Here is a 14754-nt window from a genome sequence, read left to right as displayed (position 1 = left end):
ACAGAGTTGTAGCTGGGCTGCATGAGCAGACCGACACCCCCGACCTAGAAGGCCCGGAACTGGCCGAGCTACAACGAAGCGTTAAAGCGCCGCGGCTCTTTGACGATCTGGTTCGACCCCGCCATGACCTCGGAAGCCGCGCCGACCGGCAAGCGCGGACGGCATCCCGCCTATGGTGATGCCTCTATCCAGACCTGCCCGACGATGAAGGTGCTGTTCGGCATGGCGCTTCGACAGACAACAAGGTTCGGCGAGAGTCTGCAGCGACTGATCGGCTTGGACTGGGCCGTGCCAGACTTCAGCACGTTGTCGCGGTGCCAGAAGACCCTGAAGGTCAACATTCCCTATTCTGGATCGAACGGCCCACTGCACCTGCTGATCCCCTCTCGGGACATTGCTTTGCAATGCCCTGCCGGGCAGTGGACGGCACCGGCATCAAGGTCGAGGGTGACGGCGAGGGGAACGCCCGCAAGCATGGCGGTTCCAAGCAGCGCGTCTGGCGGAAGATCCACATCGGGATCGACGAGCAGACGCTGGAAATCCGGGCGGCGGAGTTCACCTCCAGCGAGATCGGCGACGCCCCGATGCTACCCGAACTGCTTGACCAGATACCGCCGGTGCGGGAGATCGCCAGCGTCACTGCCGACGGGGTTTTCGATACCCGCAAGTGTCAGGACGCCATCGCCGCCCGTGGAGCTGCCGCGATCACCCCACACCGCAAGCACGCCAAACCATGCAAGCCTGACACCGCAGGAGCCCTCGCTCGGAACGAAATCCTGCGGACAATGAAGCGTGTTGGCCGGTCGATCAGGCGACGATGGAGCGGCTATCACCGCCGAAGCCGCGCCGAGATCAAGATGCACTGCATCAAGCTCTTGCGGCAACTCCTGTCCGCCCGAAACTTCGACCGTCAGGGCGCGGAGTGTCGTTGCGAAAGGCTCCGAGACGACACTGGCCTCGCTCTGCGCTTCGACCTGTTTTGCCTGCCCGGCTGCGACATTCTTCGCTGTCACCTGCAACGTCTAAATGGGCCGATCATGGGTGCGTCGCCAACTTCACGACGTGCCATCCATAACCTTGCCCATATAGTCGTCGAAGGTGATCTCGCCACCTTCAGCTTCGGTCCGGCCCTTGTCCCAAGGGGGCAGGACGTCTTGCAGCATGTCAATGCGTTTCCACGACGGGAAAGGCTGCTGGCCCGCGGCATCTGGCACATAGGGGCTTTCGGAAACGCGGACGTGTTTGTGGATGTAGCGCGCGCAGTTAAGGAAACAGCCGGTCACTTCAACCCGCACCACAAGGTTGGCACCGGGGAAGGCAGCCAGAAGCTCCGGGTCTTCGCTCAGGATTGCGGCGCCCGACCGAAGCCGGGCGCCAGACCGACTACTCGGCCAGCGCGTCGTCGGTTTCGCTGTCGGCCGTCTCGACCGGCTGTGCGTATTCGTTGCTAAAGGCCATGACGACAGGAGCGGGCTTGTTGTTGACCATCAGCCGGAACACGTCCGGGCGCGAATAATGCCCACAGGGATCGGCGGCGGCCTTGCCGATGGCGATCATGTTGAGGTCGATGTCGGCGATCACCAGACCCTCTTCGTCCGGGGCGAGGTTTTCGCCCATGGGCGAGCCGTCGGGGGCAAAGATGCGGGCATAGCCTCCCCCCTTCTTCAGCAGCTGCTGCTTCACCGGCGTGTCGCAGAGCGCCTCGATCATCTCGTCCGAGACGGTGGCGCAGGGGGCGATGACAAAGCACTGACCCTCGACCGCGTACATGCGGCTGGCGGATGTGTTCACCTCCGGCCCGAGCGCATAGGCCCCGCCCTCGTAGACCGAGAAGCTTGGCCAGGCGCCGATATGGATCTGCTCGTTTTGCGCGAACATGGCGTATTTGTTCAGCGGATGCAGGTGTTCCCAGCAACACAGCGCGCCGACGCGGCCAATGTCGGTGTCATAAACCTTCATGTCGCTGCCATCGCCTTCGCCATAGACCGTGCGCTCGACATGGGTTGCTTTCAGCTTCCGCCGGCGGGAAATGACCTGCCCGTCGGGGCCGTAGTGCCACTGCGCGATGTAGAGCGTGCCGTTGCGGTTCCACGACAGGCCCATGACCACGTGGATCTTGTTCGCCCGGGCGGCTTCGGCCAGCCGTTTGTCCTGCGGGCTGCCCTCGGTGATAGAATTCGCCGCATATACCGGCACATTGTGCATAGTCATCGCCGGAGCGTCGAGCCAGATATACCACGGATAGCCCGGCAGGTAGGTTTCCGGAAAGGCGATCAGTTTGACGCCTTGGGCGGCAGCCTCTTCGATCAGGCCGATGGCTTTGTCGATACTGGCATCGAGGTTCATGAAGATGGGGGCGGCCTGAACGGCAGCGACTTTGGTGGGTCCGGTCATGGTGCTATCTCTCTGTTGGCGTCTTGTTGTTATGAAGAGAGGATAGACACGTCTCGTATCGCCGCGCGTGTCCACCTGGGCGGAAGGTGGTGTATTTTTGAGCGGAGGAGAGAGGTCTTTTTTTCGGTTTCGCTAGGCCTCTGTTAAGATCCCGTTATGGAAAAGCGATTCACGACGCAGGATGCACGCCCCACGGATCGGTTCGCCTATTGGCGCGAGGCGGTCTGCGATAGCTATGTCGAACTCGATTGCGCCACGGCGACACCTCGGTCCTTTCACGGTCAGATCGACCTCAAGCGGCGCGCGCATCTCTCCACATCCTACGTGAAGGGCAGCAACCAGACCGTAACCCGGAGCCAGACCCATGTATCCCGAAGCGGCGAAGAGACCTTTCTCGTCAGCTTGCAGCTGCAGAAGACGGGGTTCGTGGAACAGGCTGGGCGACTGGCTCGGCTCGAGCCGGGCAATTTTGCGCTTTATTGCAGTTCGAGCAGCTACCGGCTGACGCTGCCAGACGATTTCTCGCAGGTCGTCCTTCAGTTTCCGAAGGCGGATTTCCTTGACCGCCTGCCCTGTGCTGAAGCGCTGACCGCGATCAAGGCCCCGACGCTCAGCGGGTTCGGCAAGCTGGCCGCAGAGATCCTTCCCCGATTGGTGGCATCACTGGACGAGACGCCGGACTGTGCGCAGGCGCAAAGCCAGAATGCGATCATGGACCTCCTCGTAGCGGTATTTGCCACGATGCAGCCTGCGGTTGCCGACCTCCATTCTTACGATCAACTGATCCTGTTGCGGGCGCGTGCCTTCATCTCTCAGCACCTGGGCAACCCGGATCTGGACCGGACGGCGGTCGCAGGGGAAACGGGGCTTTCGGTGCGCCGGCTTAACGAGTTGTTCCAAATCGAGGGCAGTTCCATTTCCCGCGAGATCGCAACAGCTCGGCTGAATAGGATCGCGGCAGATCTCGCCAACAGTCAGCTGTCCCATCGCTCGATCAGTGAGATCGCCTATCACCGTGGAATCGTGAACTTTCAGAGCTTTTCGCGCATGTTCCGCAAACGCTTCGGCCAGACACCGTCAGACTTCCGGTCGGAGCTCGCTTCACGGTCCTGACGCCAGTAGGGGGGCGTTTGTCCGAGACCATGATATGTGCCCTGTTGATGCGATCCATATGGTCTGTGTCGCGCGGAAGATCTCTTGCCGCTGGCGGAAGCGGCTTGGAGGGATGCGACCGGCCACCTGAATGAACGAGAACGTCTTCGGACGGATATAAGTGCTTGAGAACGGCTGGCTGACTCATCAGCGGTCGGCCGGTCGCGAGGACGAAATGGCTTTGATCAGGCATCTGCCAATCTTGGTGCGACGGCCCGGATCGGGTTCAGTGCAGGGGGGTGGTCGCAGCGGAAGATCGCGCCGCGGAGCGACACGCGTGACGCCGCCTCCAGTTTATGGCGGCCTCCGCCGGGGCGCGCAGGCGATCGCATAAATCAATTTCGATCCGCGCATAGGTCACCAGGATATTGGTCGTGACGTCGGGCGACACGTCCGGCTCCGCGTTGAAGCAGAACCCGCTGATGGCGGTCAGGCGCCGGGCCCGTTCTGCGGTTTCGCGGGGAACGTGAGTGCGCAATGGAAATCAGAAAAAATCCGGTTCGAACCGGCTTCGGGCGCGGGCAGGGACGCGCCGACGCCAGTCGAAGCCGGTGGCGCGGTGCTCGAGATGGGGTTGAGCAGTTGCCAACTCTGGGCCTCCTGAGGTGGAGGTGCCGCGCAGGCTCCGGGAGGCTTGTGCAAACGCTTGTGCACCACATTGTGCAAAGCGAAACGCAAAACCCCCAGGCCTCTGCCGAGACCCGGGGGTTTTCTGCCGAAACTTCAAGCTCTTGCGAGAAGTTTGGCTCCGGCGGTAGGGATCGAACCTACGACCAATTGATTAACAGTCAACTGCTCTACCGCTGAGCTACGCCGGAACGTGGGGGGTGTTTAGCAATGGCGACTCCGGGCGTCCAGAGGCTTTTTGAAGTTTTTTCGCTCCGGCGTGAATTTTCTTTCATGCCCTTGAAAAGACGCAGTTCTTTTCGAGATTGCCTAGCGGAATCACGGCTTTACGCTGGGTGAGGTCGATGAGGTGCGCCAGCACATTGCGCGCTGCGGCGGGCAAAAGCGCGGGGTTTGTGTCGTGATAGATGACGGTCGCGAGACTCGCGGCATCGGCGGGGCCGTCGGCGAGCGCGGTGAGGATCGCCGCTTCGCGGGCGCGGCGATGGGCGCGCAGCGCGTCGATCCGTTCGAGGGGGGCCTCGACCGGGGCACCATGGCCGGGGTGAAGCCGAGACCAGCGAGTGCGGCGCAGCCGTTCCAGCGAGTTCATGAAGGCGCCGAGGTCGCCATCGGGGGGCGAGACCAGCGAACTTGCCCAGCCCATCACCAGATCCCCCGAGAACAGAACGTCTCCCCAGGCAAAGCTCAGATGGTTGCCGAAATGGCCCGGGGTGTGAATCACTTCGAGGCGCCAGCCCTCCGCGGCGATCACCGCGCCGTCGGGCAGCTCTTCATCAGGCGCGAAGCCCGCATCGACGCCTTCGCCGCCGCCGGCGAGGCCCGTCTCGGCAAGCCGCTGCATCATCTCGCTGCGTCCGGCGCGGGCGTCTCCGAAGGCCAGCACCGGCGCGCCGGTGGCCTCGGCGAGCGGGCGGGCGAGGGGGGAATGGTCGAGATGCGCGTGGGTGACGAGAATATGGCTGATGTGCTGGCCCGGTCCGACCGCCGCGAGGATGGCCTCGAGATGCGGCTCGGAGCACGGGCCGGGATCGATCACCGCCAGCGCGCCCGTGCCGAGCACATATGTATTGGTGCCGCGAAAGGTCATCGGCGAGGGGTTCGGCGCTAGCACCCGGCGCAGCCCGGGCGCAAGCGCCTCGGCGTGGCCCGGAACAGGCTGGAAGTCGGGCTGGGGATCGATCATCTTGGCTCTCGTTTGCAGATGGTGGCGCCTCGGCGCCTCGGCTAGGGTTAGCGCATGTTCTTCCAGTGGCTCAAACGTTACATGCCGCGCGGCATCTACGCGCGTGCGGCGCTGATCCTCATCCTGCCGGTCTTCACCATTCAGTTGGTGGTCTCGGTGGTGTTTGTGCAACGCCATTTCGAGGGTGTCTCGCAGCAGATGACGCGCGGCGTGGCGCGCGACGTGCGCTATGCGCTGCACGCGCCGGCGGCGGCTGCGCCGCTCGGGCTGAAGATGCGGGAGGTGGGCGAGGCGGCGCTGCCCCCGGCTGACCAGCGGCGCTGGTTCGACTTCTCGGGCATCGTGGTTGCCGAGACGCTGCGCGGTTTCGTGCCCGGCGTGCTGCGGGTGATGCTGCCCAATGACAATGACGTCGAGCTCTATCTGCGCGGCTCGCGCGGCACGCTTTACAAGGTGGAGTTCTCGCGCCAGCGCGCCTCGGCCTCGAACCCGCACCAGCTCTTGGTCAACATGATGGTCTTCGGCATCCTGATGACGCTGATCGCCTTTTTCTACCTGCGCAACCAGCTGCGCCCGATCACCCGGCTGGCCGAGGCCGCCGAGGCCTTTGGCCGCGGTCGGCATGTGCCCTATCAGCCGGGCGGGGCGGTCGAGGTGCGGGCGGCGGGCAATGCCTTTCTCGACATGCGCAACCGGATCGAGCGGCAGATCGAGCAGCGGACGATGATGCTCTCGGGGGTCAGCCATGACCTGCGCACGCCGATCACCCGGCTGCGGCTCGGCCTGTCGATGCTTGACGACGCGGACCGCGAGCCGCTCGAGCGCGACGTTGACGACATGCAGCGGCTCATCGACGCCTTCCTCGACTTCGCCCGCGGCAATTCGCAGGACGGGGTGGCCGAGCCGGTGGATCCGGTGGCGCTGGCCGCCTCGGTGGTGGCCGATGCGCAGCGCAGCGGCAAGGCGGTGAGCCTGGGGCAGATTGAGGGGGCGGGCGAGGTGAGCGTGCGCCCTGTGGCGCTGCGCCGGGCGCTGGAGAACCTTGTTGGAAACGCGGTGCGCTATGGCACCCGCTGCGAGGTTTCGGTGACCCTCACGGACAAGTCGCTGCGGATCCGGGTCGAGGACGACGGGCCGGGGATTGCGCCGGAGCGGCGCGAGGAGGCGATGAAGCCCTTCACCCGGCTCGACCCGGCGCGCAACCAGGACCGCGGCACCGGCGTCGGGCTGGGGCTGGCGATCGCGGCGGATGTCGCGCGCGCCCATGGCGGCGTGCTGCGGCTGGGTGAGAGCGACACGCTTGGCGGTCTGCGCGCGGACATCGTCATCGCGCGCTGATGGCGCAGGGGCGGCGCGCCGGACATGGCGCGCCCCGCCCCAAATGTCAGCCTTCGTCGAGGATTTCCTGGCGCGCCTCGGCCAGCAGAGCCGCGCGCTTGCGGGCGATCTCCTCGGCGCTGGCCTTGTCGCCGAGATCGCCCGCGACCCGGGCGATTCCGGCATGGCCCGCCGCGTCGAGTTCGGCCTTGATGAGCTGCGCCACGTAGTCACCGGCCTCGGGCTCTGATTTCCCGAGCAATTCCGCGGCCCAGAGGGCGAGCTTCCTGTTGCAGCGCATCTCGGCCTGGAAGTGCAGCTCCGCGTCGCGGGCAAACTTGTTCTCGAACGCCTGTTCTCGATTGTCGAAAGTCGTCATTGGAAACCCCTCCTGAGAATGCCCAACTATAGCGCGGATCGGGTGTATTGGATATTGCGCTGGCTCAAGTGAAAGCAGGCCGCTTGCGGCAAGGGCAGCCTTGATTTATGAGGGCGGACAAGACGCAGCGGCCGATACGCGGCCCCGGGCGAAAGGATTCCCATGGCACGGCGCAAGAAGATCTACGAAGGCAAGGCAAAGATTCTGTACGAAGGCCCCGAGCCGGGCACCATCGTCCAGTACTTCAAGGACGACGCCACCGCCTTCAACGCGCAGAAGAAGGACGTGATCGAGGGCAAGGGCGTGCTGAACAACCGCCTGTCCGAGTTCTTCATGACCGGCCTCAACAACATCGGCGTGCCGACCCACTTCCTCAAGCGGCTGAACATGCGCGAGCAACTCGTCCGCGCCTGCGAGATCATCCCGCTGGAAGTGATCGTGCGCAACTACGCCGCGGGTTCGCTGGCCAAGCGCCTGGGTCTCGAAGAGGGCACCGCGCTGCCGCGCCCGATCGTCGAATATTGCTACAAGGACGACAAGCTGGGCGACCCGCTGGTCACCGAAGAGCATATCGCCGCCTTCGGCTGGGCCGGGCAGCAGGACATGGATGACATCCTGAGCCTGTCGCTGCGGGTGAACGATTATCTCTCGGGCCTGATGTACGGCGTCGGCATTCGCCTCGTCGACTTCAAGATCGAGATCGGCCGCGTCTATGACGGCGACTTCCAGCGGCTGATCGTCGCCGACGAGATTTCGCCCGACTCGATGCGCCTTTGGGACATCGAGACAGGCCAGAAGCTCGACAAGGACGTGTTCCGCCGCGATCTCGGCTCGCTGACCGACGCCTACACCGAGGTGGCGCGCCGTCTGGGCGTGATGCCGAAGCAGGCCACCCACGTGTCGAAGCCGAAGCTGATCAATTGAAAGCGTAACGCCGGAGGCGGCGCTGCGATTTACCTGATTTGGGAACGATGAGGGGCAAAGCCCCTTTGCGAAGAACGGAGAGATGGCCATGAAGGCACGTGTGCATGTGATGCTGAAAGAGGGCGTGCTCGACCCGCAGGGCGAGGCCGTGCGCCACGCGCTTGGCGGGCTCGGCTTCGAAGGCGTGGGCGCCGTGCGTCAAGGCAAGGTGATCGACCTGGAACTGGCCGAAGGCACCGGCGAGGCGACGGTCAAGGAGATGTGCGAGAAGCTGCTCGCCAACACCGTGATCGAGAGCTACCAGATCGAAATGCTCTGATCCGCTCTGGCGGATCGGCCGAAAAGCCCATCCTGAGACGCAGACGCCCCCGGCCTCCGGCCGGGGGCGTTTTGCGTTTGGCGGGTGGGCTGCGCAATGAGGCGTGGATATGGCGACGGCAGGGGGTGCCCCGATTGGTCATGGGTCAGCTGCCGGATTGCGGTCACATTCCCAGGTTTGATTCGGAGAAATCGGCGCTTCAATCAGGGGTCACCGGGGCAATCTTTCAATTTGAGTAAGATTGGTTCGTCTGCCGGGACAGATGTGCCGTAATTTTGACGGACTACGGGCAGGCGTGGACTGCGGGTTTGGGCGCTACATCTGTTTCCACCTTGGGAACAACGCAGAGCGGCCTTCCCGGCGGGCCCTGCGGCAATGGCGGGAAAACGCAGCTTTCGGCGTCTCCGGGGAAGAATAAATTGGAAACAATATTTCGACACATTTGCGGCAGATTTCTCGACGATCAGCCGAAACCGGCCCATATTTGGACATCTATCGCCACCTGACCGCCACTTTTGACTTTGTTAACGCGCGGCCTGGCTCTAAGTAGTTTGTTAAGCCCGACTGGGGGGCGACGAAAGACAGGCCGGGGGCGGCCGCCGATCTCAAGTCATCCGCTGAGGATGTGACCGATGGTGTGGGGCAGATGTGGCCGGCACCAGTCGGACTGCTTTTGCCGCTGCCCGGCATGCAGGCCACCGGACACGCGGAGAGGACGGAGACGGGGCGATGCGGCGCAGTTGCGCCGGATGCCGCTGCCGCGGCGCGGGGAAGTCCCGTTCTGGAGTTGAAGGGTGTAACGATGGCTGACTTGTTTCTGAACTGGGTATCGCTTGGTGCGATGGGAACCACGCTGGCGGACACGTCGACCGGTGGCTCCGCGACCACCGTCGATACCGGCGGCGTCAACGTCGCCATCTCCTTCGAGGCGCAGGACACGGGGGCCGAGGCTTTCACCGCCGCATACGACGGCTACGTGCCCGAAGGCTCCTCGATCAATCCCAATTCGCACCTGAAGCTCTTCGGCGAAGGCGGGGATGGCGGCACTGTCTCGGCGACCTCGACCACGGTGCTCGATTTCAGTTCCTCGAACGAACTCTACACCGACGAGGTGCAGAACGTCTCCTTCGTGCTCAACGACGTGGATGGCGGCGCGGGCTCCGACCTCGGGGACCTGGCCGGCGACGCGACCCTCACGCCGGGCGGCATCGACTTCCAGGACAATGTCACGATCCTTGCCTTCGACGCCGAGGGCGCCCCAGTCGAGGTCACCCTGACCGCGCTTGGCGGCAGCACCAGCACCAGCGGCGGCACCGCCACCGGCGAGGACATTACTGGCTTCGCCGAGCAGGACGGCAGCGTGCTTGTCTCGATCGCCGGTCCGGTGTCGCGCATCGAGGTGGTCTACGGGAACGGCGGAGACTCGACGCAGGGCGTGCTGATTTCGGACGTGAGCTTCTCGACCTGCGACGTCGCGGACAGCGGCCCGGTGGCCGAGGATGACGCCGCCGAGACCGACGAGGACGTTGCCGTCACCATCGACGTGCTGGCCAATGACAGCGATCCCGACGGAGATCCGCTGACCGTCACCTCTGCCACCGCCACGCATGGAACGGTCGTGAACAATGGCGACGGCACCCTGACTTTCACCCCCGACGCCGATTACAATGGCGACGCCGAGATCACCTATACGGTCGAGGATCCCTCGGGCAATTCCGCCACTGGCCATGTGGCGATCACCGTCTACCCGGTGAACGACGATCCCGTGGCCGAAGATGACTTTGTCACCACCGGCAGCAACACCCCGGTCACGCTCGATCCGACCGTGAATGACACCGATGTGGATGGCGATGATCTGACCATCACCGGCGTGGGCGATGCCAGCAATGGCACGGTGACGCTGAATGCCGATGGCACTGTCACCTATACGCCGAACGAAGGGCATTCCGGCGAGGATAGCTTCGCCTACACCATCGACGATGGCCAGGGCGGCACCGACACCGGCACCGTCACGGTCAACACCGGGATCCCGACCACGCCGACCGATGGCGAGAACACCCCGCCCGACGCGCTGAACGATCTTTACCACACCACCGGCAGCGCGACGGCGACCTTCGACCCGACCGAGAACGACAGCGACGCCGATGGCGATACGCTGACCGTCACCAGCATCGGCGAGCCGACCAACGGCACCGCCACGCTCAACGATGACGGCACCGTGTCCTACACCGCCGAAGAGGGCTTCACCGGCTACGATGCCTTCTCCTACACCATCGACGATGGCCACGGCGGCACCGACACCGCCTATGTCACGGTCGAGGTGATGCCCTGCTTCACCCCGGGCACGCTGATCGCCACGCCGCAGGGCGAGCGCCTGGTCGAGGACCTCAAGGTCGGCGACCGCGTCATCACCCGCGACAACGGCATCCAGGAGATCCGCTGGGTCGGCCGCAAGGAACTCACCGGCTTCGAACTGGCCCGCCAGCCGCATCTGCGCCCGGTGCTGATCCAGAAAGGTGCGCTCGGCAAGAACCTTCCGGAGCATGACCTGCTGGTCTCGCCGAACCACCGCGTTCTGGTCGCCAATGACCGCACTGCGCTTTACTTCGAAGAGCGCGAGGTTCTCGCGGCCGCCAAGCATCTGACCGGGCTCAAGGGCGTGGACGAGGTCGACACCACGGGCGTCGCCTACATCCACTTCATGTTCGACCAGCACGAGGTGGTGCTGTCGAACGGCGCCTGGACCGAGAGCTTCCAGCCCGGCGACTACACGCTCAAGGGCATAGGCGACGCGCAACGCGAAGAGATTTTTGCACTCTTCCCGGAGCTTGAGCATGCCGAGGGCCTGCAGGCCTATGGCGCAGCCCGTCGCTCGCTGAAGAAGCACGAGGCGCAACTGCTGGTCGGCTGACTGGTCGTCTGACAGGTCGGCTGAACGGGAGGCCGCAAAGGATGCAGCTCGTCGCGGCGTCGCTGGTGGGGCGGCGCTGCGGCGTACCACAGACCCCGGGGCGCGGCGCGTCCCGGGGTTCTTTCTTGCGCATTGGGCGGAGGCCGCGGCTCAGCAGGGGTCAAGCGCGTCCTGGCGTTGTTCCCAGTCCCGCCATGCCTCTGGCGTGTCGAGGTCGATCAGCGCGCGGTTCCCCGGCAGGGCCACGCGGCGCAGCCGGTTGCGGTTGGCGGCGAGCACGCTGCGCGCGCCCTCGTCCCCGTCCAGCATCTGCATCGCCGAGAAGCAATCGGCCGGGAACAGCACCGGGTGCCCCGGCGTGCCATCTTCCGCACAGCCCTGCTGCAGCGTTGGCTGCGGCATGGCGCGAAAGCCCCGCACGAGCTTGAGGATATCCTCGGACGTCAGCTCGGGCATGTCGGCGGGCAAGACGATCAGCGCGTCGATCCCGGGTGGCAGCATGCCGACCCCGCGCCGCAGCGAGGCGGACATGCCGTGGCAGGCATCCGGGACGGCAACAAGTTGCACTGGCAGACCTGCCAGCGCGGCGGCGCGCGGATGGTCGTGATCGGGCAGGGTGACCGTCACGTGGTTGGCCGCGCGCAGCGCTTCCTCGGCCTGACGGCGCAGAAGCGCCCGGCCGCCGACCTGCTTCAGCAGCTTGTCGGCCCCGCGCATCCGACTGCTTGCGCCGGCGGCGGGAATCAAAACAGCGATTCCTCCCATGGAACTCCTTATACAGCAAAGCCAGATACCCCGACGGGCTTTCTCGGCGGTCCGGCAGGTCCGGCGTGATCCCGCAGGCGCGGTCGGCGGGCGGGGAAACGGGTGAAGCGGGGTGGTCTGACGCGCAAGCTTAAGCAACAAATTCACAAAAAATGTGTAAACTCGCCGGGGAATGCGCGGTTCTGGCGGCGTGATGGACGAACGGGAGGCACAATGGCCTTGGCGGTACCTTGCCTGCTACTATGTCTGAGAGACTGCCTGCGGCACGCGCCCCCAGCGCCTCGCAGGTTCCGGTGAAAAGGGGCAATTTCGGACAATGGTACTCGCACGGAAATCGGATGATGAGCTCGAACGTCTTGCCGAGCTGCGCAGCTTTGGCGTGCTCGACAGCGCTCCCGATCCGGCCTTCGACGAGGTGGTGGAACTGCTTGCCTCGCTGCTCGAGGTGCCGGTCGCTCTGATCAGCCTCGTCGATGAGCACCGGCAATGGTTCAAGGCGCGTTTCGGAATGGATCCGGGCCAGACGCCGCTCGAGCAATCGATCTGTTCCCATGCGATCCTGTCGGAGGAGATCCTCGAGATCGAGGACACGTTGCTCGACCTGCGCAGTGCCGACAACCCGCTTTGCTGCGGGCCGATTTCGTCCATGCGCTTCTACGCCGGGGCGCCGCTGGTGACCCGCAGCGGCCATACCATCGGAACGCTCTGCGTGCTCGACCACAGGCCGCGCCAACTGACCGCCCAGCAGCGCAAGCTGCTCAAGGTCATGGCCGGGCAGGTCATGCGTCAACTCGACCTGCAACGCGCCCTGCACAACAAGGAGATCCTGCGCGAGGAGATCGACCACAGGGTGAAGAACTCGCTGCAGACCGTGGCCTCGACCATCCGGCTCTACCGCGCCCGCTCGGCCGAGCCCGAGACCCGCGACGCGCTCGACGCCATCGCGCGGCGGGTGGATTCGGTCTCGCAGTTGCATGCCGAGTTGAACCTGACGTCCAAGATGCATTTCGTGCGGCTTGACACGTACCTCTCGCGCGTCGCCACGCTGCTGCAGCGTCATGCGCCTTCAGAGGTGCGTTTCGAGGTCGACGTGCCCCGCATCGAGGTGGAATCGCGGGTTGCCGCCTCGATTGGCGTGGTCGCCAACGAGTTCGCCGCCAATGCGATGAAATATGCCTTTCATGACAGCGACGCCGCGCCGGTGGTCCGCTTCGAGATGCGCCCGGCCGGGGTGAACCGGATCCTCTTCACCTGCCGCGACAACGGCACCGGCCCCGAGCCGGGCTCCACCCTCGACGCGCTGGCCTCGTCCGCGCTCGGCGCGCGGTTGCTCGAGGCGGCGGTGAGCCAGGTGGGCGGCACGGTGCTCGAGCGGCGCGAGCCGGGCGGCTACGTGCTCGAGGCCGAGCTGCCGATCGACCCTGCCGCCGATGTGCCGGTCACGCCGGCAGAGGCTCCACGGGCCGCACCCGCAGCCGGGTGATCCGGTTGTTCTCGCGCTCCATAACCTCGAAGCGGAAGCCGTGGAAGCTGAAGCGCTGGCCGACGGTGGGGATCATCTGCGCCTCGTGAATGACGAGGCCGGCGATGGTGTTCGCCTCGTCGTCGGGCAGCGACCAGTCGGCGGCCCGGTTGAGATCGCGGATGGTCATCGCGCCATCGAGCCAGAACCAGCCATCTTCGCCGGCGCTGACCTGATGCTCGGCGTCGGGATCGTGCTCGTCGGCGATCTCGCCAACGATCTCTTCGAGGATATCCTCGAGGGTGATCAGCCCCTCGAGCGAGCCATATTCATCCACGACCAGCGCGAAGTGCGTGCGGCGGCGCAGGAAGTTGCGCATCTGGTCGGCGAGCGTGGTGGTGTCGGGCACGAAGTAGGGCTTCATCATCACCTCGGTGATGCGGAAGTCGTCGAGCGCCGCGAAGCCGCGCTCGCCAGCCTGCGCCATGGTGTCATACATGGCGCGCAGCAGGTCCTTGGCGTGCACCATGCCGATGATGTTCTCGGGCTCGCCGCGGTAGACGGGCAGGCGGGTGTGGTTGCTGTCGAGGCACTGCTGCAGGATCGCCCGCGGCTCGGCTTCGGCGTCGATGCTCTCGATCCCCGAGCGGTGCAGCATGATCTCCTCGACCGTGCGCTCGGCCAGATCGAGCGCGCCGAGAATGCGGTCGCGGTCTTCCTTTTCCACCACGCCTTCCGAGTGGCCGAGCTGCAGCGCCCCGGCGATCTCCTCGCGCACGGCGAGGATCTGGCTGTCGGGGTCGGTCTGTACGCCGATGAGCTTGAGCAGCACCCGCACCAGCGCACGGATCGCCGCCACCACGGGCGAGAAGATCAGGATGACCAGACGGATCGGCGGGGCCACGGTGGCGGCCGCGGCCTCGGGGTTGGTGATGGCGTAGGTCTTGGGCAGCACCTCGGCGAAGATCAGCACGAGGAAGGTCATGATCAGCGTCGCCATCGCCACGCCGCCATCGCCGAGCAGCCGGGTGAACAGCGCCGTGGCGAGGGAGGTGGCAAGGATGTTGACCAGGTTGTTGCCCAGCAGCACCGAGCCGATCAGCCGCTCGTTGTCCTCGGTGATCTTCAGCGCCAGCGCGGCGCCGCGCGAGCCCCGGTCCATGGCGGCGCGCAGTTTCCCGCGCGAGGCGGCGGTCAGCGCGGTCTCGGAGCCGGAGAAGAAAGCCGAGAAGAGAATGAGCAGCAGGATCGCGGCGGAGGTCATCCAGAAGGCCGCGTCGAGTGTTCCGGTGGCAGGGGCGTCCATACGTCCGTCTTT

At 65.0% G+C, this 14754-nt stretch carries 11 protein-coding genes, 1 tRNA gene and 1 pseudogene; 7 read left to right on the top strand and 6 right to left on the bottom strand.

The window, feature by feature from the left end; translation table 11 throughout:
• Positions 1-21: 21 nt before the first annotated feature.
• A pseudogene (locus G0Q01_RS01555) lies at positions 22-923 on the top strand (IS5 family transposase); the annotation flags it as partial.
• Between the two features lie 460 nt (positions 924-1383).
• Here the strand turns inward: G0Q01_RS01555 and G0Q01_RS01545 are convergent.
• Complete coding sequence (locus G0Q01_RS01545; RefSeq protein WP_164196893.1) at positions 1384-2394, bottom strand: carbon-nitrogen hydrolase family protein; 1011 nt, start codon at positions 2392-2394, stop codon at positions 1384-1386.
• Between the two features lie 156 nt (positions 2395-2550).
• Between G0Q01_RS01545 and G0Q01_RS01540 the strand changes: the two genes are divergently transcribed.
• Positions 2551-3507, top strand: a complete 957-nt coding sequence (locus G0Q01_RS01540) for a helix-turn-helix domain-containing protein (protein WP_164196894.1) — start codon at positions 2551-2553, stop codon at positions 3505-3507.
• Positions 3508-4289: 782 nt separating this feature from the next.
• Here G0Q01_RS01540 and G0Q01_RS01535 read toward each other — a convergent pair.
• Together G0Q01_RS01535 and G0Q01_RS01530 are read right to left on the bottom strand one after the other, a co-directional pair.
• Positions 4290-4364 (bottom strand) — tRNA-Asn (locus G0Q01_RS01535).
• Positions 4365-4444: 80 nt separating this feature from the next.
• On the bottom strand, positions 4445-5359 hold the full coding sequence (locus G0Q01_RS01530; protein ID WP_164196895.1) for an MBL fold metallo-hydrolase: 915 nt from the start codon (positions 5357-5359) through the stop codon (positions 4445-4447).
• A gap of 54 nt (positions 5360-5413) precedes the next feature.
• Between G0Q01_RS01530 and G0Q01_RS01525 the strand changes: the two genes are divergently transcribed.
• Entirely contained in the window at positions 5414-6697 is a 1284-nt protein-coding gene (locus G0Q01_RS01525; protein WP_164196896.1) for an ATP-binding protein, read from the top strand.
• A gap of 46 nt (positions 6698-6743) precedes the next feature.
• Here the strand turns inward: G0Q01_RS01525 and G0Q01_RS01520 are convergent, their stop codons facing one another.
• Positions 6744-7055 (bottom strand): DUF1476 domain-containing protein, encoded by a 312-nt coding sequence (locus G0Q01_RS01520; RefSeq protein WP_108965902.1) that lies wholly within the window; start codon positions 7053-7055, stop codon positions 6744-6746.
• 162 nt (positions 7056-7217) lie between these two features.
• Here G0Q01_RS01520 and purC point away from each other — a divergent pair, with 162 nt between their 5' ends.
• The 3 genes from purC to G0Q01_RS01505 all read left to right on the top strand — a co-directional run bounded on the left by purC (position 7218) and on the right by G0Q01_RS01505 (position 11209).
• Complete coding sequence (purC, locus tag G0Q01_RS01515) at positions 7218-7979, top strand: phosphoribosylaminoimidazolesuccinocarboxamide synthase (protein ID WP_108965900.1); 762 nt, start codon at positions 7218-7220, stop codon at positions 7977-7979.
• An 88-nt stretch (positions 7980-8067) separates the two neighbouring features.
• On the top strand, positions 8068-8298 hold the full coding sequence (gene purS / locus G0Q01_RS01510) for a phosphoribosylformylglycinamidine synthase subunit PurS (RefSeq protein WP_095881779.1): 231 nt from the start codon (positions 8068-8070) through the stop codon (positions 8296-8298).
• Between the two features lie 802 nt (positions 8299-9100).
• Positions 9101-11209, top strand: a complete 2109-nt coding sequence (locus G0Q01_RS01505) for a Hint domain-containing protein (RefSeq protein WP_164212947.1) — start codon at positions 9101-9103, stop codon at positions 11207-11209.
• Positions 11210-11359: 150 nt separating this feature from the next.
• Here G0Q01_RS01505 and G0Q01_RS01500 read toward each other — a convergent pair whose 3' ends face one another.
• The gene (locus G0Q01_RS01500) at positions 11360-11974 is read right to left on the bottom strand and encodes an NTP transferase domain-containing protein (protein ID WP_164196897.1); all 615 of its coding nucleotides are present in this window, start codon (positions 11972-11974) and stop codon (positions 11360-11362) included.
• Positions 11975-12290: 316 nt separating this feature from the next.
• Here G0Q01_RS01500 and G0Q01_RS01495 point away from each other — a divergent pair, with 316 nt between their 5' ends.
• Positions 12291-13457, top strand: a complete 1167-nt coding sequence (locus tag G0Q01_RS01495; protein ID WP_164196898.1) for a histidine kinase dimerization/phosphoacceptor domain -containing protein — start codon at positions 12291-12293, stop codon at positions 13455-13457.
• On the opposite strand, the gene G0Q01_RS01490 is transcribed toward G0Q01_RS01495, so the two are convergent.
• Positions 13414-14742, bottom strand: a complete 1329-nt coding sequence (locus tag G0Q01_RS01490; RefSeq protein ID WP_108965892.1) for an HlyC/CorC family transporter — start codon at positions 14740-14742, stop codon at positions 13414-13416. The two genes, G0Q01_RS01495 and G0Q01_RS01490, sit on opposite strands and share 44 nt — an antisense overlap.
• Between the last annotated feature and the right edge of the window lie 12 nt (positions 14743-14754).

Source organism: Salipiger sp. PrR007 (assembly GCF_010499845.1).
In the GTDB taxonomy this organism is placed as follows: Bacteria; Pseudomonadota; Alphaproteobacteria; order Rhodobacterales; family Rhodobacteraceae; genus Salipiger; species Salipiger pacificus_A.
Note: the sequence above shows the minus strand (reverse complement) of the source record. Positions and strands in the feature narration are given on the sequence as shown.